At 69.1% G+C, this 21,544-nt stretch carries 18 protein-coding genes and 2 pseudogenes; 7 read left to right on the forward strand and 13 right to left on the reverse strand.

What is annotated here, in order from left to right; all coding sequences use genetic code 11:
* Positions 1–349: 349 nt before the first annotated feature.
* The 3 genes from BFF77_RS24755 to BFF77_RS24760 form a co-directional block, all read right to left on the reverse strand.
* On the reverse strand, positions 350–3,475 hold the full coding sequence (locus BFF77_RS24755) for a lantibiotic dehydratase (protein WP_066953583.1): 3,126 nt from the start codon (positions 3,473–3,475) through the stop codon (positions 350–352).
* A 55-nt stretch (positions 3,476–3,530) separates the two neighbouring features.
* Entirely contained in the window at positions 3,531–3,707 is a 177-nt protein-coding gene (locus BFF77_RS35895) for a hypothetical protein (protein ID WP_169922722.1), read from the reverse strand.
* Positions 3,708–3,888: 181 nt separating this feature from the next.
* Positions 3,889–4,509: a class I SAM-dependent methyltransferase gene (locus tag BFF77_RS24760; protein ID WP_066953584.1), complete on the reverse strand. Its 621-nt coding sequence runs from the start codon at positions 4,507–4,509 to the stop codon at positions 3,889–3,891.
* Positions 4,510–5,147: 638 nt separating this feature from the next.
* Here BFF77_RS24760 and BFF77_RS35900 point away from each other — a divergent pair.
* Positions 5,148–5,294, forward strand: a complete 147-nt coding sequence (locus BFF77_RS35900) for a hypothetical protein (protein WP_169922723.1) — start codon at positions 5,148–5,150, stop codon at positions 5,292–5,294.
* Position 5,295: 1 nt separating this feature from the next.
* Here BFF77_RS35900 and BFF77_RS33610 read toward each other — a convergent pair whose 3' ends face one another.
* Positions 5,296–5,910, reverse strand: a complete 615-nt coding sequence (locus tag BFF77_RS33610; protein ID WP_079125467.1) for an ATP-binding protein — start codon at positions 5,908–5,910, stop codon at positions 5,296–5,298.
* Between the two features lie 253 nt (positions 5,911–6,163).
* On the opposite strand from BFF77_RS33610, the gene BFF77_RS24770 reads away from it, so the two are divergent.
* The 4 genes from BFF77_RS24770 to BFF77_RS24780 all read left to right on the forward strand — a co-directional run bounded on the left by BFF77_RS24770 (position 6,164) and on the right by BFF77_RS24780 (position 9,717).
* Complete coding sequence (locus BFF77_RS24770) at positions 6,164–7,069, forward strand: helix-turn-helix domain-containing protein (RefSeq protein WP_066953587.1); 906 nt, start codon at positions 6,164–6,166, stop codon at positions 7,067–7,069.
* Positions 7,070–7,082: 13 nt separating this feature from the next.
* Positions 7,083–7,283 (forward strand): DUF397 domain-containing protein, encoded by a 201-nt coding sequence (locus BFF77_RS33615; protein WP_079125468.1) that lies wholly within the window; start codon positions 7,083–7,085, stop codon positions 7,281–7,283.
* 161 nt (positions 7,284–7,444) lie between these two features.
* Positions 7,445–8,830: a helix-turn-helix domain-containing protein gene (locus BFF77_RS24775; RefSeq protein ID WP_066953590.1), complete on the forward strand. Its 1,386-nt coding sequence runs from the start codon at positions 7,445–7,447 to the stop codon at positions 8,828–8,830.
* The gene (locus BFF77_RS24780) at positions 8,827–9,717 is read left to right on the forward strand and encodes a phosphotransferase family protein (protein ID WP_066953592.1); all 891 of its coding nucleotides are present in this window, start codon (positions 8,827–8,829) and stop codon (positions 9,715–9,717) included. The genes BFF77_RS24775 and BFF77_RS24780 overlap by 4 nt, the downstream gene beginning before the upstream one ends.
* Positions 9,718–10,065: 348 nt before the next feature.
* Here the strand turns inward: BFF77_RS24780 and BFF77_RS24785 are convergent, their stop codons facing one another.
* The 7 genes and pseudogenes from BFF77_RS24785 to BFF77_RS24805 all read right to left on the reverse strand — a co-directional run bounded on the left by BFF77_RS24785 (position 10,066) and on the right by BFF77_RS24805 (position 14,667).
* Entirely contained in the window at positions 10,066–11,220 is a 1,155-nt protein-coding gene (locus tag BFF77_RS24785) for a methyltransferase domain-containing protein (protein WP_066953594.1), read from the reverse strand.
* Between the two features lie 305 nt (positions 11,221–11,525).
* On the reverse strand, positions 11,526–11,759 hold the full coding sequence (locus tag BFF77_RS24790) for a hypothetical protein (protein ID WP_066953601.1): 234 nt from the start codon (positions 11,757–11,759) through the stop codon (positions 11,526–11,528).
* 337 nt (positions 11,760–12,096) lie between these two features.
* A complete protein-coding gene (locus BFF77_RS37120; RefSeq protein WP_245703690.1) occupies positions 12,097–12,570 on the reverse strand; it encodes a hypothetical protein in 474 nt (157 codons plus the stop codon).
* A gap of 254 nt (positions 12,571–12,824) precedes the next feature.
* Positions 12,825–12,956: a hypothetical protein gene (locus BFF77_RS37815; RefSeq protein WP_281196594.1), complete on the reverse strand. Its 132-nt coding sequence runs from the start codon at positions 12,954–12,956 to the stop codon at positions 12,825–12,827.
* Between the two features lie 248 nt (positions 12,957–13,204).
* On the reverse strand, positions 13,205–13,513 hold the full coding sequence (locus BFF77_RS24800) for a hypothetical protein (protein WP_066953604.1): 309 nt from the start codon (positions 13,511–13,513) through the stop codon (positions 13,205–13,207).
* A gap of 23 nt (positions 13,514–13,536) precedes the next feature.
* Positions 13,537–13,824 (reverse strand): annotated as a pseudogene (locus tag BFF77_RS38255) (site-specific integrase); the annotation flags it as partial.
* 66 nt (positions 13,825–13,890) lie between these two features.
* The gene (locus BFF77_RS24805) at positions 13,891–14,667 is read right to left on the reverse strand and encodes a tyrosine-type recombinase/integrase (RefSeq protein ID WP_245703691.1); all 777 of its coding nucleotides are present in this window, start codon (positions 14,665–14,667) and stop codon (positions 13,891–13,893) included.
* A 660-nt stretch (positions 14,668–15,327) separates the two neighbouring features.
* On the opposite strand from BFF77_RS24805, the gene BFF77_RS24810 reads away from it, so the two are divergent.
* Positions 15,328–15,747, forward strand: coding sequence for a DUF4259 domain-containing protein (locus BFF77_RS24810; RefSeq protein ID WP_066953606.1), 420 nt, complete (start codon positions 15,328–15,330; stop codon positions 15,745–15,747).
* Between the two features lie 172 nt (positions 15,748–15,919).
* On the opposite strand, the gene BFF77_RS24815 is transcribed toward BFF77_RS24810, so the two are convergent.
* Together BFF77_RS24815 and BFF77_RS38260 are read right to left on the reverse strand one after the other, a co-directional pair.
* A complete protein-coding gene (locus BFF77_RS24815) occupies positions 15,920–16,348 on the reverse strand; it encodes a DUF4240 domain-containing protein (RefSeq protein WP_066953615.1) in 429 nt (142 codons plus the stop codon).
* A 44-nt stretch (positions 16,349–16,392) separates the two neighbouring features.
* Positions 16,393–17,986: pseudogene (locus BFF77_RS38260) on the reverse strand (ISL3 family transposase).
* A gap of 883 nt (positions 17,987–18,869) precedes the next feature.
* Between BFF77_RS38260 and BFF77_RS35905 the strand changes: the two are divergent.
* Positions 18,870–20,930 carry a hypothetical protein gene (locus tag BFF77_RS35905; protein WP_066953608.1) on the forward strand — a complete coding sequence of 687 codons (2,061 nt, stop codon included), beginning with the start codon at positions 18,870–18,872 and terminating at the stop codon, positions 20,928–20,930.
* Positions 20,931–21,544 lie beyond the last annotated feature (614 nt).

Here is a 21,544-nt window from a genome sequence, read left to right on the forward strand (position 1 = left end):
GCAGCACCCGTGCGGTACGGCGAGGTGACCGTCCCGCCGGGAAGTGCCGCGACTGTGCCGATCAGCGTTACGGGTGTCTTTGATGTCCAACTCGTTGTCACAGGGGGGCCTTTCGGTGCTACATGCACGGGTTTCGTTCGCCTGTCCATGTCGGCCTGGGTGTTGTTCGCTGTGCGGAGGCTGCGGTTGTCCGAGGACGGCTCACGCCATCGGCTCGGGGGTTGCCCGTGGCAGGCGGCGTCGCTGCCCTCACCCCGATTCGCGGGCCGGCGCTGTGTCACAGGCGCAGGGAGCCGCGGCAAGACCGGGGAGAGGGCCCGTTTGGGTGTGGTGCGGGTGGTCGGGTTGGTCAGCTCCCCTGTCGGCGGGGCCGTGTGCGGGCCAGGGCGATCGCTCGGGTCAGGCGCCAGGCGGTGCCGTCGGGGCCTTGACCGGCAAGGCGGAGGTGTGTGGTCAGGAGCCTGCGCAGTACGGCGTCCATGTCGGTGTGCTGTGCCGTGTCGAGCGCGGCGCGGTGCTTGCTCAGGGCCGCGTGCCGTGCCGCCCAGTGCTCCTCGACGAGGAGTTGGCCGGCGGGAGTTCGGCGCAGCCCGGCCCAGTCGTCGTCCGGGGAGGCGAGCGCACGCGCCTGCTGCAGCAGCGTCTTGGGAAGCCGTTCCGCGGCGGCCGGCTTTGGCTGAGCGGACAGCCAGCGCATTCCGTCCGTGATGTCCTGGTGGAGGCCGGCCGCGATCGCTGCGAGGTTCGCTGCGGCGAGTACCGGCTGAGAGGGCAAGGCGCGCTGGTGGGCGTGCTGGTGGGCTATGACGGCCGAGTCGGCTGACCAGACCTCTTCCGCGGCTGTCAGGGTCTTCCGGTTGCCCCACGGGCCGGCGTGCGGCCGGTAGGGGACGAGGGCGACGTCGCTGATGACTCCGGCGTCGACCAGGTGGGCGGCCCACCCGCCGAGTGTCCGCATCGCGTCGGCGGCCCGCGAGGGGTCGTCGAGGCGGATGGTCAGCTCGGTGTGCGGCAGCCCGTCCTCGTCGCGGGGCGTGATCCACCAGATGGAACGGGGGAGATCCGCGGAGAGTGCCGGCAGATGGTCGACGAGCAGGGCGTGCCGGACCTGCGGCTGGCAGTACAGCCTGGCGCACAGGTATGGGGAGGCGCCGGGCAGGTGGGCCTGATCGCGTCTCGTAAGCGGAGCGTCGCGGACGGCCGGAGCCGGCCGGCGCGACGCCGTGGAGGACAGGTAGGTGACGATCTCGTGGGGCCGGCCGCCGCACCAGCCGTAGGCGTCCTGCGGCTCGGCTTCCACGAGCGTGAGCTGTCCAAACGGTCGGGGCCGCTCCAGGTGCGAGCGCAGCAGCGCGCGGTGGGCCGGGTGCTCCAGGTCGAGACGCAGCGGCGTGTCGAAATGCTCCAGGTAGACGTGACGGGGGAGCCGCCACCGCTCGCGCAGTAAGGCGAAGACCTCCTCCCACTTGCCGGCGGGGGCACCCGGGCCGGGCAGGCCGGCGTGTGCGAGGCGCCAGGTGGCCGGGCTGAGGATGCTGCGTCCGGTGCGCACCCGGGGGCGGACGGCCAGGTGCCGGGCGGCGCCCCAGTCCCAGGCGTGCAGGTGGCCGATACCGCCAATGAGCCGGCAGCTCTGGCCGCGCTGGATCTCGTCGAGGAACCGGGCGATGGCCGGGGTCTGGCATTCGAGCTGGAGCGGGTGCGGGATCGCGGCCTCGAGTACCTGGCCGCGCGAGAGCGAGACCAGGTGCAGCCGCTCCTGATGGCAGATCACGGCGAGGTCGCCGGGCGCGATGACGCCGGGGTCGCCCTCACGGAACTCGGACAGGGAGATCAGCGGTGCGGTCAGACGTGGTGTGTGCGTGATGTGGATTGCTTCCGGCATCAGCGCGGGGAAGGACAGCTGCACGGGCAGTGCCCCCAAAACGGCGGTCGGTCGGCGGGCCAGCGTGCCCAGCAGCTCGCTGGGTGAGTCCTGGCCGGCAAGGAGGGCCGCGAGGCGGCCGCCGCTGAAATTTCCCCATCCGCGGCCGATACGGCGTACCTGGAAGGCGAACTCGCCAGCGTTCAGTTTCTGCGTGCTGGGGGCGTGGACGGAGCCGACCAGCTCCAGGTGGGCGGGCGCGGTCTCGGCTCCGGCGGCGCGGGGACCGGCGAGCTCCTCGATGAGGTCCTCGTCGAGGACGAGGTCCTGGCCGTCGGCGACGGCACGCTGCGCGAGGGCTACCAGCAGCTGGTCGCGGCGCACGGTGTCCGGCTGCGGGGCCCGCACGGTGCCGTGGTAGTCCTCGGGCAGGCCGAGCCCGGTGTGCGGGTCCAGCAGGTCCAGCAGCGGCACCAGGCTGCCGTCGCCGTACCGCGCACGGAAGCGGTCGCGGTAGCGGATCCACGCCTGGGTGCCCAGCGGTTCCGGCGTGACGCGGGCCAGAACGCCGGCCGCCGCCTCGGCTTCCCAGGCCACCGCCCGGGGAACCGTCACCTCCGCGTCCATCCGCACGTCCACGGCCAGCGGAGAGGGCTGGTCGACGACCTGACGCATCCGCCCCGCGATCGCGCCCCGGCGACGCTCCGCCTCCGCAAGCGGCAGGGGGCGCTGACGGTTGAGGGCAGACATCTGCGTGTGGATTTCCTGGAGCATCGCGATCAGCTCCGCCGCCGGGCCGTACGGCGCGATGCCGGCGAGGTCCAGCTCACGCACCACATGTGCGAGCGCGTCGATGTCGGTGCCCGAGGGCTGGAGGCTGGTCAGCAGCATCCGCCGGGAGATCAACAGGTCCAGCAGTTCCTCGGACCCCCGCACGCCGAACTCGGGGTGGGATGCGGCGAGTTTGCCGGCCGCGTCGCGGTACGGCAGAGGAGTGGCCGTCATCCGCACGGCGGCCTCGACCGCCGCGGTGTACCGGACCGACACTTCGTGCACGGCCGTGCCCTCCGCGTCCAGCGCGCGCTGTTGCCAGGGCAGGACCAGCCGCTCACCGCGGACACGCAGGACGTTGCTGGCCATGACCCGCAGACACCGCCGCACCTGCGGGACCGATTCGAGCTGCTGCACCACGGCGGCAAGCCACTTCCCGTCCGCGCGGCTGACCGCCTGATGGTCCTCACCCCACCGCGCGTCGGCCACCGGCCCGAAGCGGCCCTCGGCGACGCCGGCGAACAGGCCGAACGGCGTCACGCGGTACGACAGGCGCAGGACGTAGCCGAGCAGGGACAGGACGAGCCGCCGCAGCCCTTCGGCGTCTGCGGGCCGTTCCTCGAGGCCGTCGATCTCGCGGGCGAGGTCGGGGCTCGCGTACCGGACGGCGGCCGCGATCTGCGGGATGCTCCAGATCTCCAGCACCCAGCGCCGCGAGGACGCCGTCGCGGTCGCTGTGTGCTGGGTCAGGTCGGGCGCTGGCGGGATCGGGAGGCCATGGAGGAGCACGGAGCGCACCATGATGCTGGGCTGGGCGCGGAAAGCGGAGCGGGAGCTCATGTCGCCTCGGTCTTCTTGCTGGGAAGAGGTAGGGAGCGGGATCGGGGCGGGTTGGTCACACGTCGCTGAAGAAGTGCTGGAACGCGCCTGCGGTGCCGGGGACTTCGGCCTCCTGGAGGTCGAGGATCTGGGCAAGATCGAGAGGGGGGTTTTCGTTGTGTTCGGGACGGTCGGCGTCGGGCGCGGTGGCGTCCGTCTGTGACGGGGCGAGGCAGAGGCAGGCGGCGGTCATGGCGAGGACTCCGGTACGGGAAGCGCGTGGCAGGGCAGGTCGGTGACGACGGGGTGGACCAGCAGAGGCCGGCTGAGCGGGAAGCCGTCCAGGCTCACCCGTCCGCGGACGCCGTCACGCTCGGGCCGTCCCCTTCCGGCACGGGACGGGGCCGCCGGGCTGGTAGCACGGGATACGCGGGTCACCGGCCGTACCCGCGCAGCAGGATCGCCCGGTAGCTGCCCACGGTGTAGGTCGTGCGGGACGACCATCCCCGTCCGAGGGCGGTGATCTGTTCCTCGGTCAGGCCCCGGTGGTACCAGCGGGAGGGCTCGCCGCCCGGACGTTCGACCGGCGTCAGAGCGTAGAAAACCCCGTGTGGGGAGAGCCACCGGCCGGCATCGCCCAGGAAGCGCGCCATGTCGAGGTAGGCCAGAGAGAGGCGGCAGGTCACCAGATCGACGCTGCCCGGCTCGATCCCGACCGGGATCGAATCCGCAGTGACGTCCCACACCTCGTAGTAAAGCCGTGCGTGACTCATCGTCCTACGGGCCTGCTCGACCGCGACGGTCGAGTAGTCGTATCCCGTCACGCGCATCTGCCACCGGACGAGCTGACGCGTCCACTGCCCGTGACCACACCCGATGTCCACCGCCCGCCAGCCCCGCTTCGGATGGGCCCTGCTGTAGAACTGGGCGGATTCGTAGTCGCTCACCTTGTGCGGGACGCCGCTGCGGAACCATTCGTCCCACTCGGTCACCGCCACCGGCCGGATGCCCTCCGGCACGGAAGCGGCCAGCGCGGGCGGGGAATTGCCGTTCACTCGAGCCCTCTCATTTCTGTACGTACGTCACTGCTGATCTCGGGTGCCGGTAGGTAGGTCCGGGGCCGGCCGCCCCTCCCCCAAGAGGGGCGGCCGGGACGCTGCCTGCTCACGCCATCGGCTCGGGGGTTGTCCGTGGCGGGCGGCGGCGCCGCTCCCCTCACCCCGGTTCGCGGGCCGGCGCTGTGTCGCGGTCACAGCGAGCCGCAGCAAAACCGGAGGCGAAGGGACCCGTTTCACGACCGGCTCCAGGACCCGGCCCTACAGCCAGTTCCCGGAGACAACGGTTCTTGGAGGCGACCTGTGAACGAGGTTGAACAGCTCCTGGGGGTTGGTCGGCCATGAATCCTCATCGGTGTCGGGATGACGGTCAGGATGTGGTTCGTGACGAGCAGGGGGCTCGCGGTGGACCGGCCGCCGCGGGAATCACCACACGGCGACCGGGAGGCGACGCTCACCGTCGTGCCGCCTCGCCCGTTCCCCCGGAGCCAGCAGGCTCCCGGGGCGGAGGAACGGGCCCGTCTACACGCCGGACGGAGACCGGCCGTACCTGCCTGTACGCGGTGGCGCCGGACAGGACCGGCATGCCGACACAGGAACCGAGACCGTGGCATTCGGTCAGCACTTCCTTGCCCGACGTGATCAGTGAACTCGCTTGCGCCCGGCGCGCCCAGGCCGGACGGACGGCGGATGCGTTCAACGCGTTCAACGCGTCAATTCCGGCCTGGAAGTACGGCCCCTCGGAGACGGCGGTCACGACCTGGTGGAAGGGCCGGGACGGGTAGATCAGGCATCGGAAACGCGCTTTCGCAGGGGCGGATGCGCTGGTGCCCGCCGGGGCGTGCTCCCCGTTCCGCCGGCAGGATTGCATCCCGGGTACGCATCGCCTGCGTCAGTGGGACGCTGACCACGCCGAACCGTGGGATGACTTGTGGTCGGGGCCATCGGGCAGAGCGTGAACCACACTGTTTTCCCCTTTTGGCCGTGTGGGGCGATGTCGACTCCCCACGTCTCACTCAGCGCTTCAACAAGAGGCAGGCCGCGTCCCCTCAGATCGAGCAGCGAGGCGTCCCGAAGGCATGGGGGTGTGGACGAGGCATCGCTTACTTCCACGCGTAGCGTGCGATCGCTCCACTGGACTCTCACCGTGACGGTGTCGGAGGCGTCGTGCGAGCCGTGCTGTACCGCGTTCGCGAAGAGCTCGTCCGTGACCAGCAGGCCGTCGTCGGCCAGCGCGCTCTGGCCGAGCCTCTCCAGCTCCGTTCTGAGCATCTCGCGTACGGCCGAGGCCTGATGCTCGGTTGCCGCGAATGCCCCGACGGCCAGATGCGCGTTGGCGGAACGGCGGTCGGTATGCCGGGCGGGCCACTTGGGGGAGTTGCTGTGCGTGGGCTGGATCATCGCGGTCCCTTGTCGTGGGGCGACACTCACATGGCGATCACTGGGAGCTGCGGGCCAAATGCTCGTGGTAGCGATCGAGGTGGAGTATTGCAGCGGGACCGCTCACCTTGTATCTCTCGCACAGAAAGTGTCCGCATGAGCGTTACACCGTGAGCGTTACCTACAGGCGTTCCGCCGTGTAGCTTCGTTGAGGGAGCCATGCAGCCCGGGGCGACCCTCTGACCGTCCGCATTCGTCGAAGAAGGGCACCCCAATGACGAAGGACCCGAACGATTCAGATACGGAGCGCGAACCGGTTGAGGGAGTAGGGCCAGAGGCCCGGCGAAGGCTGCTCGGACAGCGACTCCTGGCACTCCGTTCCAAGAACAGACTGACGGCAGAGGAAGCCGGAATCCGAGCGGGCGTGTCGAAGGCGACCGTCAGCCGGTACGAACGGGGCAAGGGAAACATCCGCTGGAGCTATGTCGCTCTGCTGTGCCAGGTCTACGGCACCTCCGACAAGGAGCGGGACGCCCTGATCGACCTGGCGAAACACAGCAAGAACACGGACGCCTGGTGGGTTCCCTATGCAGGGAAACTCCCCGACAACATGCGGCTGCTGCTCGCCATGGAGCATGAGTCGTCGCGTATCGACCACCTCAGCGTCGGGGTGGTTCCCGGCCTCTTGCAGACGCTGGACTACGCCAGGGCGATCAGAACGACACCCGACCCCGGCCTGTCGCCCGAGGACGTGGACGAGTACCTGTCCGTACGGATGCAGCGGCAGCAGATCCTCGACCGTCCCTCACCGCCCCGGTACCAGGTGGTCCTCGACGAAGCGGTCCTGCACCGTCTCGTCGGAGGACCCGCTGTAATGGCGGACCAGCTCGGCCACCTCCTGAAACGCGGCCAGGACCCGGGTATCACCGTCCAGGTCCTGCCGTTGGCGGCAGGAGCTTATGTCGCCGCGCTCAATCCCTTCATCCGGTATGGCGGCACCAACCCTGACCTGGACGTCATCTACCTGGAGAACGCGGTCGGCTCCCTCTTCCTTGAAGAGGCAAGCGCCCGCGAGAAATACGCGGACGCCTTCACCTACCTGCGCCAGGAGGCGCTGGACCCCGACTCCTCGGCCGAGTTGATCGCCGAGGTCCTTCATACCCACCGCACCCAGACATAGCGAGGAAGATCCAGTGCCACAGAAGCCCCCCAACTGGTTCAAGAGCACCTACAGCGGCGCCCCCAACAACGAGTGCCTGGAGTGCGCCCAGATGCCGCGAATCGTCCTGGTCCGCGACTCAAAGAACTGTGACGGTCCCTTCGTCACCTTTTCAGCCCGCGCATGGGCCCGGTTCACCAGAGCCGTAGCCGATACCGACCTCCCGCAGCGGTAGCCCGCGCGGCCCGAGTACCGAGAGCCGGCGGACACCAGCGGAGCCACCGGCCACCCCGCGAACCATCGATCAGACCGCCGAAAGCTCCACCGAAATCCACTTCTGATGCGGACAATTTGAGAACAGAAAATTGTCCGCATCAGGTGCCCGAGGGGGAAGCCATGCCACAGCGACCACGTCCCCTGGACGACACCGATTCCGTCCGTGCGTGGTTCGGCGTCGAACTGCGCAACTGGCGCAGAGTGCGGCGCCTCTCATCGGCAGCACTCGGTGAAAAAGTGCACCTCAGCGGCACCGCGATCGAGCGAATCGAGAAGTGCGAACGGCCATGCGGGACAGCCCTCGCAGAGCAGATCGACGCAGCCCTCGACGCCGGGGGAGCTCTGATCAGACTCTGGCGCAGAGTCAAAGAGGAAGCGGCTGATGCGGACAACTTGAAGCCCCGTGCTGGGCGTCGCCAGTCCCGCACCCGTTCCGCGGGCACACTCACGAAGGATCCTTCACCCGGCAGCGATGGGAGCGTGCCCCCGGTGGACCGTCGCAACCTCATCGCCCTGGGAGGACTCACCGCCCTCGCGCCCGCCGCCTTCACCGAACTCGTCCCCGACCTCGGACGTAGCCCTCTTCCCGCGCTCATCAGCCCGGAGGACATCAAGCAGGTCCAGGCCGCCTCAACCGTCCTAGGAAAATGGGACAATCTCTACGGCGGCGGGGGCATCGTCCGCGAAGCATCCATCGGCCAGCTCCATTGGGCCAAAGCCCTCCTGAACGTGCAGTGCCCGCCAGAACTGCGGGCAGACCTCTTCACCGCCGTAGGACGCCTGGCCATCGTCATGGGCGCGAGCGCTTTCGACGCATACGAACACAACGACGCAGCCCGGCTCCTCGCCTTCGGCACCAGCTGCGCCGAAGCCGCAGACAACTGGCATCTGCGCGCCAACGCCCTGAACTGGCGCTCGCGACACGCGACGTGGTGCGGAATGCCGGACGACGGGCTCACCCACGCCGAGAACGGGCTCCTTCGCTCCGACCGGCTGACCTCGCGCGAACAAGCGATGCTGCACAACGCCCGTGCCAGGGCACTGGCGAAGATGCAGAACCGGCAGCAGGAGACACTCGCCGCCATCGGACGCTCGGACGAGATCTTCGCCCAGGCCAGATCAGGCGAGGACGCACCCTGGATGGCGTACTACGACCACGCTCAGCACCACGGAGACACCGGCCACGCGCTCTTCGATCTCGCCGTTCTGCCAGGCCGGCCGACACACATGGCAGCAGACCGTCTCAGGACCGCCATCGAAGGGCACACAGACGCCTATGTACGCTCACGCGCCCTGTCCGGCACGAAACTCGCCACACTGATCATGAGGACCGGGGACCCCCAGGAAGCGATCGACATCGCGAACACCGCTCTGGCAGAGGTCGGCCAGCTCCGTTCCAAACGCGCCATCGACGACGTCGGCGACCTGGCACAGGCATCCAGGAAGTACCGGCGGCCCGGGATGGCGGAACTCCGCGCGCGCATAGCGGCCACGGTCCGCCCATGACCACATCCCGCACCGAAGAGTCGTTCGCCGCCCTCCGGCAGATCACTGCGGGCGTCGGCATGTCAGCGGCGGACGCGGAACCCATCCGCCTCGCTGAGAACGATCTCTGGCGCCTTCCCGGTGGCGTAGTGGTACGCATCGCCCGGCCCGGCCAGGACGCGGCAGCAGCACGCGAGGTCGCAGTTGCCCGCTGGCTGGCAGAAAACGGCGTGCCCGCAGTCCGACCTCTCCCCATGGAGCAGCCAGTACGGGCGGGAGAAAGAACAGCCACGTTCTGGGAGGAACTCCCCCCGCACCGACCGGGCAACGAAACAGACCTCGCCCCGCTGCTGGCCCAGCTCCACCAACTCCCCGTGCCGGAAAACCTTCATCTCGGCACGATGGACCCGTTCGTACGGATCCCGGAACGCCTTGCCGCCACACGCTCCCTCAACGACGACGACCGTGCATTCCTCCACGAACACCTCGCCCAGCTCCGCAGCACATGGACGCACCTCCCCGAGGGCCACCCCCTCTGCGTCATCCACGGCGACGCATGGAACGGGAACTGCGTCGTGACCGAAAACGGAACCCGCTACCTCATGGACTTCGAACGGACCGCACTCGGCCGACGAGAATGGGACCTGACCTCCACAGCCATAGCCGCCGACACATTCGGCTCGCTGCCCCCACGACAATACGAACAGTTCAGCGCCGTCTACGGATACGACGTACGGCAGTGGGCCGCATACCCCACCATGCGCAGCACCCGCGAGCTACGCCTGGTCACTTTCGCCCTGCAGATCGCCGACCACGACCCCCGCGCAGTGGAACAGGCACACCACCGTCTCGCCTGCATAAGAGGCCACCGAGGGCCCCGCCCCTGGCACTGGACCGCCGTCGCCTAACGCGCGAGCGAAGTCGCGTCCGGGCGAGCTCGGTGCGGCCGCGCGGGCGACCAACGTGTCCACGCCCCGCGTGTAGCCGTGACGGTCGCCGACCGGCAACCGGTCGCTCATGGCGGCCAGTAGGGGCGGCCCGCCCGCTGGTGACAAGTAACTGGACAGGCCGCGCTGGACAGCGGCTACCGCTTGATGGCCCGCATCGCGTTCGGCTCACGTCTGTAATGAACGCGCGGCCGTCCGCCCCGGACATCTCCACCCGTCAGCTCGCGCAGCCGGACGATTCACTGCTGACCCAGCAGGAGGGCACGTAGACATCGCCACCCGCCGATCCCGGTCTGAGGCTGTTGGGCTTCATGCGATTCGTGCGGGTTGCGAGACAGGTGACCAGCGTGGCCCGGATTCCTGGTTGCCGCTCCAGATGTACTGCTCGTACGGGGTACGGGTCATGCCGAAGTCCCACAGGCTCGGTGTGCCCGCGTTCTGCCATCTCTGCCACGCCTGGTCGGTCTCGTCGGCCAGACGGCGGGGGCCGCCCTGATACGCCACCACACGGCCGTCCTCCTGGGTGACGAGCGTGGCCCAGGAGGACCGGCCGTCGTGCAGCCAGGCCGTCACGGCGGCCTTGTCGGCCTTCGTCGTGATCCGGACATCGGGGAGCAGGACGCGCAGAGCGAAGAGCAGGCTCACGTCGGCGTGGAGCGGCAGCAGGTCCTGGCGGGCGAAGGAACCCCCGATGTCCGGCATCGTGTCACCGCGGACTTCGCTCAGTGTCCGGCCCTGGTCGGTGCCGCGCGCCGGCATGAACTGGGCCAGGCCCTGCACCCAGCCGGTGGCCGAGCCTCCGTCCGGGGCGACGGTGAGGGCCACGTGGCCGAGCCTGCCCCAGGGGGTGACGATCCGTCCGCCAGGCCGTGTCTGCTCCACCCACCCCCACGGCACCTCATCGACCGCGTACGTAGCGATGAGCCGGTCGTACGGCGCGCGCTCCGGCCGGCCGGCGGCACCGTCGCCGACCACCACCCTCGCACCCGCACGCATCGCGGCGAGACGTTCACGCGCGGCGTCCGCGAGCAGGGAATCCACCTCGACACTGGTCACGCGTCCGGAGCCCACCCGCGCGGTCAGCAGCGCCGCGTTCCAGCCCATGCCGGTGCCCAGTTCCAGCACCCGGTGCCCAGGCTCGGCCATCAACGAGTCGAGCATGTCCACCACGACCGACTGACACGACAGGCTTGAGGACGGCAGCCCCTGCGTTATCTGCGTGATCGTGGCCTCAAGGGGACTGGCAGGATAGACCAGTTCCGCCCAGCGCCCTGGATCGGTCTCGCGGTCGACCGGGGCATAGCGGGAGCCGTCCCACGTCCATACCCGGTCCGTCGCGAAGTGATGACGCGGCACGGCCTCGACAGCATCCCGAACCCACGGAGAATCCTCCGGCCAGCCGCCCTGGTCGTCCATCACGCGTGCGAGCCGGCTGCGCAGCGGTGCGAACTCGTCCGCCGACACCCTTACTTCCGCCGCTTCCCGGTAGGCGGCGGCGGGTTTCCTACCTGCCCGTCCGCATTCCCGGGCGGCGGCGTTCCCTTCCCAAGCTCCGGATCCGGCTTGCCGTGTGCCCCACCGGTGCCAATTCCGCTCTGGCTCTCAGCCACCAAGATTCCCCTTACCTCGACAGACCGGGCGCTCTCACATTGCATGATCACTGGCTGTTCCGGCCGTCGAACCGCGGAGAATGTCTCGATTCGGCTCTCGCTGCCCGGCGGTGACGGCGTGCCTCAGGGCAGTGGGAGGGGGATTCCGGCCCGGTGGGCCTACCGGTCCGCTGCCGCGCGTGCCACGGCGGCGAGCCAGGCCTCCCCAGGCCGCCGCCCGGCCGCCGCTTGGCACATGTGCGCGTGCGCGTGGGAGAAGGCGTCCAGTGCCATGGGCGGGGCCTCGTACCAGGAAGGGCAGTCGGCCCCGACGCCTTCCGCCTCGGCCGGGACATGACCGGCCGCGACCAGGTCCACCACGAGCAGGGCAGGGGAGATGTACGCGGCTCCCACAGTGGGCCACGCTGCGCCGTGCGCCGCGGGCGGCCCAGGAGCGTTATGAGCTGGGTGTGATTGCCCACGGCCCAGACCGTGAGCGCCTCGCGGCCTGCCTGGCCGGCGCGGTCCGGCGTTTCGACCGTGAGGCCAGGGGGGGTGGGGGAGCCCGTCGTCCGCGCCTTCCGCCGCGACGGTCAGGACTCTGCCCCGCCCGGTGGGGTGACCGTCGACAAGCCCAGCGTCCGTCTGGTGATCACGTAACGTCTCGGGCCTGCCCCGCCCCGGGGCGGTCCGGATCCGCGCCTTCCGGCACCGAGGCCGGGAGGCCTGAGTGGAGGGAGTGGAGATGGCATCACCGGCAACCCAGGCACCGCCTCCCGAGCAGACCGCGGCGTTGGCCGACGTCTTCGACCTGGACCCCGTCCAGGAGGACATCGGCGTACGCAACGTCCGCGCCCACGCGGTGAACACCGTCGCCGAGCGGATGGATGTCCAGCCCCGCTCCGCCCCGTCGGCATGACTCACCATCTGCGGCGTACCAACGCGCTCGCGGCGCCGGGGGCATGACGCCGTCCTCGGGCGCTCCGTCCAGGCCACGACCGGCGAGCTGGTTGTTCTCGTAGAAGCTGACCATCCCCGCCAGCAGCGGCATCTGCTCCCGCAGACCCTCAGCCACCGAGGGACTGAGCCGTTCGCCGTCGGCCAGCGCCTGCCCGCTCCTGCCGAGCGCGACGGAGAGCACGGTGCCGTCCAGGCCCAGGTGATATTTCACCTCGGCACCACCGGCCATCAGTCCCGTGTTGATCGCCCAGTCCCACAGCCGCATGACCCGCTCAACCTCGGCCTCCGCGCTGGCGGCGGGCGTCCCGCATCGCGCGCTTCTTTGATCGGGGTCGGAGGAACATTGCTGTCACATCGTCCCGTTGCGCTGGTTTTCCAACAGCGTTGTGTCCTGCCCGGAGGTGGGGTGTCGCTCAGATCAGGGCCAACGAGCCCCTGCACCCCGGACACCCCCAACCACCCGAGAGGCTCCAGGTGGAGGCCGGTTCCGGCCTCGGCGAGCATCGAGGGCGGGGCTTCTTACGGGCCACTGGCGTCGATCAGCCAGTACCGGCCGTGGCAGACGGTGATGTTTTCGGGGTTGAGGTCCACCACCCCGGCCCGGGGGCACGCGTTCGTCGGCGTGGTGCCGTCGTTGGGCAGGTACGGCATGGCCAGTACGTTCACGTCGCGGCCAGGGCAAGGCTTGGTCCACAGGGTGGTGGGCGGAGCGTAGGCGTACCCCTGCCGGCGCAGGCCGCGCAAGGTGCAGTGCTCACGGCGATTACGGCCGGCTTCGGTTTCGATCTTGTGGACGGTCGTCCGGGCAGGGTTGAGGATGACGGCCCGGTGGGCGCCCTCTCCGATGGGGGTCCACCCGTCCGGGGCGTCGTGGGGGCTGTACTCAGGGCGCCAGACGGCTACGACCGCCCCCTCGGCGGGGGAGCCGACACTCGGCGTGGGAAGCGCCGGGTGCCGCTTCCGGAACACGGCACGCAGCCGGGGATCGGGAGTGTCCCGCCGGGGCGGACCGCCGGCAGGACGTCCTCGGCCGGAGCGTCCCAGACACGGACCACGCTGCTGTGCCCGCAGACCGCGGTGCCCGAGCGAGGCGGAAGCAGGTCCACGGTGTAGGTCTCGCCGTCGCCCAGTTCGGCGGCGACGCTGGCGTAGGCGCCCCAGTGCTCGCACGGGGCGGTGTACTGCACGGTCGTACCTGGCTGGAACATCAGCGTCCTCCCGGGGCTGCGATTCAACGGCGCGCGTCGCCGGGGGCGAGCAGTTCGGCGATCGCCTCCGGGGAGGGCTTGAAGTACTGGCGCACATTGTCCGCCTTCCGGTGCCGGGACTTCGCCGGCAGCATCAGCAGCGACGCGCCCTGTTCCCCGAGATGTGTGAGGCCCGAATAGCGGTACTCGTGCAGGTCCCAGCCCGTGCCAGTTCCAGCGCCCGGATCAGGGCCCCGGCCCGGGCGCGCGGGTACCCTACGACCGGGCAGGTCAGGACAAGCAGCCACCGGACCGTGTTCGCCGGCACCGGGTTCCACTCGCCGAACGCGACCTGCGTCAGTCCGGCCTCGGCCGCCCACACGTGCCGCGCCTCGACCTCACCCCCGCATCTGCCCCTCGATGAGCAGGTGGGCCACCCGCAGGGCGGGGATGTGGTTGCCGTGCTGGAGCTCGCGGTACGCCGCGGCGGCGGCATCGCCACCCTCCTCGTTCTGCTGGCTGTGAGCGAACATCTGGGCCAGGAGGACGGCGGCGAGCTGGAGTTCGTCACGGTGGTGGGCCAGGACCCGGCGGATCACCTCCTCTTTCCGAGGGGTGAGGTAGATCTGTGTGGTGGTCAACTGAACGTGTCCGAGGACGAATTGGACATCGGTGAGCGGCAGTCTGGGGTCCTCGGCCATTCGGTAGGCCGCGGTATGCCGCAGCGCGTGCAGCGTCGCCGAGGTTCCGGCGAGCGCGTTGACCCGCTCGAACATCCGGTGAGTCGCGTGGTAAGTCAGCGGGCGCGACGGGGCGCGAAGTGTCCACCACAGAGGCAGCCGTCGCCCGCGAGGGATCGCGTCCTCCATCTCCAACTGGTAGAGCCGCAGCCAGACGAACGCGTCCGTCGAGGCGGGAAGCTCCTGCACCTCCCGGGTGCCCTTGCGGACCACCGCGATCAGCTGACGACCCGGGTCGGCGCCGCCCTGCGTGGCCGACAGCAGCTCGCTGGCGCGGGCACCGGTGGACACGTAGAAGGCGACCAGAGCCCGGTCACGGTGGGAGGGCAGCCGCGCGAAGATCTCGTTGAACTCCTCGTCCGGGACACTGCGGGGCACCCGCTTGGGCACCGTCGGCCGATAGAGCCCAGCGCGTTCCTTGGAATACGGTTCCATCGGGTTGTGATGCACGTGGGCACGGCTTCCGCGGCGAGACCGGTGCAGAGGGAAGGGGTTGAGGATCGGCCCGGTACCTGCCTCGAGATGGAAGTCGTAGAAGGCCCGCAGGACTGTCTCGCTGTGCGCACGGACCGACGCCGCGTACGACTTTCCTCCCGTGGTCCACATCCCGGCAGCCGACGAGCGCCAGTGCGGACGCGCCGGCTGCCCAGCAACCAGTAGCCACCGGGAGAAGTCGCGGGCCTCAAGGCGCGTAGCCCGCTCCCATGGGACCTCGACGGCCCACAGGAACCGGAACCAGCGCAGCAGGTCCATCCCGTACGAGCGCGCTGTCGCAGACGGCCTGCCGACCCCTTGGAGGTCCCGCAGATAGGCGGCGACCGCCGACGGGCGACTCGGCCGGATCGAGCAGCCGGTACGGCTCCCACGGATCATCCGTGGCTACCAACTCGCCAGCGAGGGGTACGACCAGGGATGCCAGGTCTCTCGATGAATCCACGGCCAGACCAACGACGAATCCGCAATCAGGTCACTGACCTGGGCATACGCTACGGATAGTTCAGTCAACAGGTAAACGAGTCCTCCTGGCCACCTGAGCGCTTGTCAGTGTCTGCTGGAATGCTGGCTCCGTCCGCGAGAGCGATACCAGGAGCCGTGATGGGAACGTGGGGAACAGGCCCATTCGACAGCGATCTCGCTGCCGACTTCGTCGATGAACTCGAGGGACTGACTTCTCAGAAGGTCATCGAAGTGCTCGAGCGAGCATTCCAGCGAGTCACGGATTCCGGAGCACGCGTTGACGGCGGCACCGGCACCGAAGCGGTGGCCGCCGCGGCTCTCGTTGCCAGCACCATCCAGGGCGGCAGGATTGTGATCGACCCTGATGACGGACCCAGAGAACCTCTGCCGCAGCTTCCGCTGGCTCTGCGCTCGTCAGCCGTACTCGCTCTGCAACGTGTACTCCAGGACGGATCGGAGCTGCTGACCGGCTGGGTGGACAGTGCCGACGCCGCTCAGTGGCGCCACGAAGTCCAACAGATCGCGGAAGCCCTGGGACCGATTGATCACGAGCAGTAACCGCGCCACACGAAGTGGACCAGAGCCTTTCAAGAGAGCATTTGTCGGCGGGTTTCGGCATCACGCAGTGACCGATGAGCGCGTGAATGTTGGTGAGAAGTAGGTTCTGGCACACATTCCGTGAGGACGATCCACGGTGCTGAAGTTCGTCACCGTCCACAGGCCATGACGTTCAATCAGCCCAGCCCTCCGTGTTCGAGAACGACTCGTAGGAGTAGCGAGTGTCGCGGCCCCACTCCTCCCCAGTGATGCGCTTGTATGCCCGATCCGGCGTGTAGAGCAGACTCTCGGCCCAGATGAGGTCGGTGGCGTAAGGAGTGAAGGCCGCAGGGTCCTGGAGGACGCCGTCGAATACGCTCCGGCCGGCCGCGACGACCGCGGCACGGGTGTAGAGAAAGGCGTCACCAGACAGGTTGTGGCCGTACTCCTTGCGGTCCAGCCGGTAAAGCGCCCACGACAGCTGTTCGGCAAAGCCGATGACCAGCGACAACGCGGACTCGGCAAGACGCTCGGTCACTGTGGCTGCAAGAAGTTCGGCATCAGGGTCAGGCTTCGTCGGCCTGCAGTCCTCGATGAGCTGCCAGAAGGCGTCTTCGTTCATGCTGGCGAGCATGCCGCAGGGGTCTGACAGTCCTGTCGGCCGGGTCACCTGTTCGCTGCCGCTGTGAGCAGGACGCGTTTTCGGAGCAGCGGCAGCTTGGCTCGTCCGAACATCTGGCGTTTGATCATCTTGATGTGATTCACGCGGCCTTCGACGGGGCCAGAGTTCCAACGCGTGCTGAGGCCCTGGAGCACAGCGTCCCAGTCCTTCTCCAGACCGGTGGCGAAGGCGTGCAACCAGGGCAGGTCCGCGGTGCGTGTGGCGGCGATCCAGTCCTTGAGGTGCTGGCCCGAGCGGGTTTGAAGGATCTCCGCGAAGCCGCGGACGTGCGCGTGGAGGGCTCTCAGTTCAGGACAGTGTGCAAGGAGGGCGGCGAACTGCTCACCTTCCTTGTCGGCCAGGTTCTCCGGGTTCCGCATCATCCAGCCGGTGACCCGACGGATTCCTGGTGGTGCGGGTGGGACAACGCGGATGCGTCGCCGGCGCCTCGGTCGTAGGTAGTCGCTGATGATCTGGTAGCTCCCGTGGTAGCCGAGGTTCTGGAGCTCCGCATGCAGCTGGATCGCGTTGGTGTGCCCTTCGGCCCAGCGTTCATCCAGGTAGGGCTTGTAGGGGTCGAGCTGGCCGGGCCGGGGCTGACGCCTCCCGGTCAGCAGCTGTTCGGGGACTGCTGCGCGAGCATTGCGGCGGACGGTGTTACCACCCATGTGCAGTTCCCTGGCGATCTCCCGGATCCCGTGTCCCTCGGCGAGCAGAGCATGGATCGTCGCGTGCCGGTCTCGGATGCGACCTTCGATCGGCGACATCGTCTTCGCCGCGTCCACACTGTCGCCATCGCCCGCAGAGCCATCAGGGCTGGCGAGAGCCGCCTTGAGGCAGGCGCTGTGTAGTCGGATAGTGGCCTCGGCGGCGGTGCCGAGGTTCTGCCAGAGGTGGAAGCGGTCAGCTACTTGAACCGCGTTCGGGGCCCGTCCGGGCGCCGTCGGCGTACGATCCGGCCCGGTCACGGCAGATGATCTCGGCACCGGGATGCTCCCGCAGCCAGCCGGCCAGGGTGGCGGCGTCGCGGCCGGGCAGCAGGTCGAGCGGCCGGCCGGTCTCGCAGTCGATGAGGACCGTGCCGTAATGGTGCCCGCGGCGGGTGGCGAAGTCATCGACACCCAGAACCCTGGGGACGGCCCAAAACGGATCAGGCACGGCCATGACCGCCCTCAGGAGCGTCGTCCGGCTCACCCTCGTGTGTAGGGCAGCAGCAAGACGGGACCCGGCCCGGCCAGCGAGGGCAACCGCAACGACTGCCAGGACATGGCGCGAAGCAGGAGTCCGTCTCCCGTACCTGAACGTCAGACCCGCGACCTGCTCGACGAACGTACGACGCCTGCACAGGCTGTTGTCGCAGTACAACCGCCGCACGGTCAGTTTGATGAGCACCGGCTGGCCACCGACCGGAGTATCGGCCAGTCGACGCTGGTAGCAGCTGTGCATGCGACTCGACGGACGCTCACAGTCCGGGCACGCAGCAGGGCCTTCGAGGGTTCTCGCCACGATGTGCACCACGCCGCACTCCGTGAACACCCGCTCCACCAGAACCGCCCTGAAATGCGGAAACAGCGCCGCTTTGAGGTCATCACACCGCACCACGGTCCCAGATGACGAGACGTCACCGTGGCAGAACGCCGCTGATCGTCCTCACGGAATGTGTGCCAGAACCGAGAAGTAAGAGCACCCCGAGTGGCGGGGGTTCGATCGAGCGTGCGATGCCGGCTGCGTTCGTGGCAGGATGACGGCATGCTGATCAGAAAGGGCGATGCCGCGCAGGCGTCCGAAGGCCGTCCGTGATGAGCGGTGGCGGCCTCGCAGACACGTTGCAGTTCGGCGGATCCGGGGCGTTTCCGCGAGGACTCGTGCAGGTGTCCGCCGTGTCGAGAATGAGCGGATGTGGCCTGGTGCAGTTGCTGACGCTCTCGCCCGTTTCGAGTGGGCGTTCAGGCAACCCGGCCTTTATCTGAAAGCATCCCAGGTCTGGCAGCCCGGACTGGAGGTGGAGTATGCCCGCGATGATCTGGAAGAGGTCATGCTTCACCTCCCTCGCGGTGCCCGGCGCGATCTCGGCCGGCTGATTGCCCGTATCGACAGTGAGTTCGAGCGTCGCACTCTGCCGAACCCCGGGCCGGTGAACGACTTCACGGTGGGCGGCTGGTGGTGGACCCCCTGGCCGCGGGCCCGGAGAATCAGCGGGGCTCAGGGGAACTCGCGGGATGTCGCACATTCGTTCGCCGGGAGTTCACTGAAGTCACGTATGTTTGCGCCTCGCCCCCGTGAGTTCGGTCCGGGAGCGTTCTTCTTTTCAGCTCTCTGGGGGATTTCCTGTATGACGCGATCTCCGCGTACCGTTTCCCGCCGTGCCCGAAGACGCGTGGTCTCCTGCACGGCCACTGTGGTCGCCTTCCTCCTCGCTGCCCCTGCCGCCCACGCGGTCCCGTCACCGTCGGCGACAGGGGCGCATACGGTGGCGTTCGCGATGGTGAAGGGCAGCGCTGTCGCGACGTCGACCATCACCGTGTTCAACCGGACCACCTGGCAGGCGTACGAACTCGCCGGCACACGCACCACGCTGGCGCCGGGCAGCTACGTCGCCGTCGGGACGGCCACGGCGGGCGGCACGGGCTATGTGATGGTGCGGACCTTCACCGTGTCGACGGCCGCGCAGACCGTGACCTTCGACCCGGGCGCTGCCAAGAACGTCGTCCTGCGCACCGACGACACGGCCGCGGAGCGGACCGGCATTGAAGCCGCCCTCGCCGCCGCCTCAAACACCCACACTGTGCTCGCGCCCGACGCCCGCGACCTGCGCGTGACACCGTTCAGCGTGAAGGGACTGTCCCTCTCCGTCCACGAGATGCAGCAGCGCGCGGGGAGTTCGCAGGCCTCGCCCACGCCGTACGTGTACGACCTGGCGCACGTCTGGAGGGACACACTGCCCTCGACGACCACGCTGAAGTGGAACCGTTCCCAGCTCGCCGCCGCGTCCGTCCTCGTGCACGGGCCGGGGACACGCGTGCCGACCGAGCTGTACAGCGAGGCGGAGGCGACCGACGGGCTCAGCGTCCAGACCACCGGCGCCGGGAAGATCACCTGGTACACCAGTCCGAACACGTTCCTGGCCGGGGCGCTGATCTCCCGGAGGAGCAGCTATCAGCTGAGGTCCGGCGGGTACCCAAGCGGCTCCACCGGCACTCTCACCGTCGGAACCGCCCCGGTGCAACCGCACACCGCTGCCACGACCTCGTTCAGCGGCGGCGCACTCACCTCGAACGAGGACTTCCCCCGCGACCAGGGCGGAGCCTCCCAGGCCTACTTCGCCCAGGTGTCGGAGAGCACGGTCCTGACGGACGGGAACACGACCTGGACGGCCGGCGACCGGGAGCGCCTCACCACGGAGAAACTCACCGCAGGGAACCGGGAGTTCACCCTCACCCACACCACGGCCGCCACCTCCGCCGCCTACCGGCTCTCCACGCGTACCCGGGACCTCTGGACGTTCCGGGCCGACCCGTCCAGCGACGCGCAAGCGCCCCTGATCGACGCGTCCGTCGGGGCCTCGGGACTGGACGCCTTCGGTCACGTCGGGACCGGGCCGGTCACTCTCTCGGTGTCTTCGCGCAGTCGGCTGGCCAGCAGGGCCGGTGCCGTCACCGTGACCGGCATCGACTGGTCCGCCGATGACGGCACCCACTGGACCGGCCTGCCCGTGACCGCGGGCACGCAGGCGGGCACCGCCACGGCACGGCTGGCAGTTCCCGCCACCACCCCCTGGGTCTCGCTGCGGATCACCGCCGCCGACGCCCTCGGCAACACCGTGACCCGGACCCTCACCCGCGCCTTCGGCGGCCCGGCCGCCGCGCCCGAGGCGCGTACCGGGGCGCTGAAGATCAGCGACGTCGATGTCGCGGACACCCCGCTCGTGGTGACGGGCAACCAGCAACTGACCGCCGCGTACACCGTGACCGACCCCTCCGGGGCGGCCGACACGGACGTGGTGCTCTACCACGGCTCGTACGACCGCCCCACCGGGATGCTCACCGATGCCTCCCGTCCGGTCTGCACCCGGCTCTCCGCCACGGCCCAGCGGTGCACGGTCATACTGAGCGCGTACGACCTTCTCCGCCTCGGTGCCGCCAACGCCGGAACCTGGCATCTCGCGGTCGTGGCCGACTCGGCGACGGGCCATGTGGAGGACCATGACATCGCGACGGCGACCCTGGTCCGCAAGGCCGGCCTCAGCACGGTCGACGTCACGCCCGAGCCCGTCAGGAAGGGCGGCCGGATCACCGCGACGGGAACGCTGACCCACGACGACTGGGACGGCACCGCACCCTCCGGATACGCCGGACGTACGGTCAAGCTCCAGTTCCGCAAGGGAACGACCTGGACGACCGTGGCTACGGGCACCACCGACGCGAGCGGCCGAGTACGCATCGGCGCCCCGGCGCCCGCCGCGAACGGCGCATACCGCCTCGCATACACCGGCGACCCGGGCGGCCCCGTCCTGTCGGGCACGGACAGCGTCACCGTGCGCTGACCACCACCCGCTGGACGCTCGCGGGGTACCGGCAGCCGCCTGCCGCGCCGCCGGTACCCCGCGCCTGCTGGGCCGCACAGGCCGCCCGGTGCTGATCCACACCTGCGGAACCGGCACCCGAGACGGGGGAGTTCGATCGCGCCTGCGGAGCCGTCCTCATTCGTAGCCGGATGCCGTCACGTTGATCAGAAAGGGCGACGCCGCGTAGGCGCCCGAAGGGCGTCCGCGCAGAGCGATGGCGGCACCGTCGGACCGCACGTCATACGCATGATCAGGGCCCTCCGGGAGGTGTGTGGTGTCGTCGACGGCCATTTCGTTCGGGCTGGTCAGTTCTCTGAACTAGCGGCCTGACGCGTTGGGTGGCCGCGTACGACGAGGACTCAAGAGGGCGAGCTCGTCCTGCGGAACAGGAACCCCTTGAAAGTGCCCGTGCCAGTGGCGCGTTGGCGCTGCTGGCTGGGCCCCGTACCCCGATCGGCGGGCAGCCTTGTCGGCTGCTGGTGGTGTCACGGCTGGGTACCGAACCCCCCGGCCCTGCCCGCGGGTTCGTGACGGTGGGCATCCTCGTCGTACCGAGACAGGCGATGGGTACGGGGGTCGTGGGCGTGGCGGGT

This window comes from Streptomyces lushanensis (assembly GCF_001700515.1).
GTDB lineage: Bacteria > Actinomycetota > Actinomycetes > Streptomycetales > Streptomycetaceae > Streptomyces > Streptomyces lushanensis.

Excerpts from the sequence above, each read along its gene's own strand:
- BFF77_RS24755 (WP_066953583.1), bottom strand. The coding sequence starts at position 3,475 with ATGAGCTCCCGCTCCGCTTTCCGCGCCCAGCCCAGCATCATGGTGCGC.
- BFF77_RS35895 (WP_169922722.1), bottom strand. The coding sequence starts at position 3,707 with ATGACCGCCGCCTGCCTCTGCCTCGCCCCGTCACAGACGGACGCCACC.
- BFF77_RS33610 (WP_079125467.1), bottom strand. The coding sequence starts at position 5,910 with ATGATCCAGCCCACGCACAGCAACTCCCCCAAGTGGCCCGCCCGGCAT.
- BFF77_RS24770 (WP_066953587.1), top strand. The coding sequence starts at position 6,164 with ATGACGAAGGACCCGAACGATTCAGATACGGAGCGCGAACCGGTTGAG.
- BFF77_RS24775 (WP_066953590.1), top strand. The coding sequence starts at position 7,445 with ATGCCACAGCGACCACGTCCCCTGGACGACACCGATTCCGTCCGTGCG.
- BFF77_RS24780 (WP_066953592.1), top strand. The coding sequence starts at position 8,827 with ATGACCACATCCCGCACCGAAGAGTCGTTCGCCGCCCTCCGGCAGATC.
- BFF77_RS37120 (WP_245703690.1), bottom strand. The coding sequence starts at position 12,570 with ATGCGGCTGTGGGACTGGGCGATCAACACGGGACTGATGGCCGGTGGT.
- BFF77_RS37815 (WP_281196594.1), bottom strand. The coding sequence starts at position 12,956 with ATGCCGTACCTGCCCAACGACGGCACCACGCCGACGAACGCGTGCCCC.
- BFF77_RS24800 (WP_066953604.1), bottom strand. The coding sequence starts at position 13,513 with ATGTTCCAGCCAGGTACGACCGTGCAGTACACCGCCCCGTGCGAGCAC.
- BFF77_RS24805 (WP_245703691.1), bottom strand. The coding sequence starts at position 14,667 with ATGGAACCGTATTCCAAGGAACGCGCTGGGCTCTATCGGCCGACGGTG.
- BFF77_RS24810 (WP_066953606.1), top strand. The coding sequence starts at position 15,328 with ATGGGAACGTGGGGAACAGGCCCATTCGACAGCGATCTCGCTGCCGAC.
- BFF77_RS24815 (WP_066953615.1), bottom strand. The coding sequence starts at position 16,348 with ATGAACGAAGACGCCTTCTGGCAGCTCATCGAGGACTGCAGGCCGACG.
- BFF77_RS35905 (WP_066953608.1), top strand. The coding sequence starts at position 18,870 with ATGGTGAAGGGCAGCGCTGTCGCGACGTCGACCATCACCGTGTTCAAC.